The organism is Pseudomonas sp. SIMBA_068 (genome assembly GCF_046534705.1).
GTDB classification, from domain to species: Bacteria; Pseudomonadota; Gammaproteobacteria; order Pseudomonadales; family Pseudomonadaceae; genus Aquipseudomonas; species Aquipseudomonas putida.
In genome coordinates this window covers 1-312 of the sequence record NZ_JAWRYI010000247.1, presented here as the reverse complement: position 1 = coordinate 312, position 312 = coordinate 1, and the positions used below count along the sequence as shown (strand labels likewise).

At 58.7% G+C, this 312-nt stretch carries 1 protein-coding gene; it reads left to right on the top strand.

Features of this window, described 5'->3' with window-relative positions; genetic code table 11:
- The first annotated feature begins 80 nt into the window (after positions 1-80).
- Positions 81-293 (top strand): hypothetical protein, encoded by a 213-nt coding sequence (locus SB756_RS29025; RefSeq protein ID WP_410912983.1) that lies wholly within the window; start codon positions 81-83, stop codon positions 291-293.
- Positions 294-312: the final 19 nt, after the last annotated feature.

The following is a 312-nucleotide window of genomic DNA, read 5'->3' as shown; positions in this document are numbered from 1 at the left end:
CGTCACTGAGCGCTTCATCGTGGCTGCGGCTGTGCAGCTGAGCGTCCGCCCACTGCCAATAGGTCTCTTCCCTGACTCGCATGAGCATTCAATCTCCCTTTGCTGAAATGCCGCGCCAGAAAACCACATCCACGGCTATCCGGCGAGTGCAACCCGGCGATGCCATGAGCAGCGTCAACGAATATCAACAAAAACCCCGCCGTTCGGCGGGGTTGCTGGAGCGGGATCACTTTTTCAGCGGAACCCGCGGCATGAAGCGGCCCTTTTTGCTGCGCTGCAGATGTGCAGGCTGAAGCTGTTCCGAATCATCCA